This is a genomic window from Blautia sp. CAG:257 (assembly GCF_000433815.1).
Classification (GTDB): domain Bacteria; phylum Bacillota; class Clostridia; order Lachnospirales; family Lachnospiraceae; genus Blautia_A; species Blautia_A caecimuris.
In genome coordinates this window covers 1-1,120 of sequence record NZ_HF999041.1, presented here as the reverse complement: position 1 = coordinate 1,120, position 1,120 = coordinate 1, and the positions used below count along the sequence as shown (strand labels likewise).

Sequence of the window (1,120 nt, the reverse complement as noted above, 5' to 3'; positions counted from 1 at the left end):
CTGCTTTTTGCAGCGGAAATATTCTTCAATGCGCCATCTGGAAAAATAAAGCTTTGCCACCTTTATCACATCATTTTTCGATTTAATCTCTTTATTGGTTGCAAGCATCATAGGGTGCTCCGTAACGCCATAAACAAGGACTAAATAAATATTTTTTCTGGATGCAGTGATCTGTACTTTTACATGGGAAAGATAAGCCTCGTGCTCTTTCCCTTTGTAGAAAAGAGGAAGCTTTACTTTGCCTTTTCTCCGGTTGCGCAGTTCGGTGGCAAATACCCATTTATTATGATATAAAAGCTTCCGCTTTGCAGTCAGACGGATGACATATTCCTGGTCCATGGAGTCCAGCTTGAGGAACATCTTGTTATCGTCATAGCCCCGGTCCATGACAAAGGTTGCTTTATCAAATCGTGCAGTTGCACGCTCCATGGCAGAAAAAGTAATGTCATTGATGGATGTAAAGCTTTTTTCCTTTGAAGAATGTATTTCTGAAAAAAGACTGACCGGATGATTGCTGTTGGTCAGTACAGTGGCTTCTGTGACATGATACCCTTTTTTATAAACATTTTTTGCAGCAGTACTCTCAGAACCATCGCGTACCCGTCCAAGAGACTCAAATTTATAACCATTCGGTTTTACAACATCACTGTCATCGATATGAATGACAGGGTGAGCCGGACACCATTTTTTTATGTTGTCCAAATAAGCATTTAAAGCGTCTTTTGGTGTGCCTTTTGATAAATGTCTGGAAAGGCGGTCTACGCTATTAATCTTTTGGGAACGCTCATGTAACTGGTCAACAATGTCTGTAAGCAGACAACTGTTGGAAGCAAGCATACCATAATTCATGTCAGCCATAAACTTTCGTTCCGGTTTGGGAAGCTTTTTGGAAAATTTATTGGAAAAAGTTAAAATTTCCCGTTTCATTTGGTAGGTTTTTGATGTAAAATTAGCCATAAGGGATCCTTTCTCTTTTTGTTTAGTAAAGTTATCGTTTGGTCACTTTAATTTTACACCAAAAAGAGATAGAATTCCTTATATTTTGGGCATTTTTGAAAAGTTGTGTATAAACAGCAAGACTGGTTGGGTGTTCTGTGGACAGAACTGCGGAAACTCAAGA

At 38.9% G+C, this 1,120-nt stretch carries 1 protein-coding gene; it reads right to left on the bottom strand.

The genetic code is table 11. The features are described 5' to 3' along the window. The coding region (locus tag QVP40_RS06040; protein WP_288200351.1) for a transposase at positions 1-957 on the bottom strand (957 nt) is incomplete at its 3' end. Positions 958-1,120: the final 163 nt, after the last annotated feature.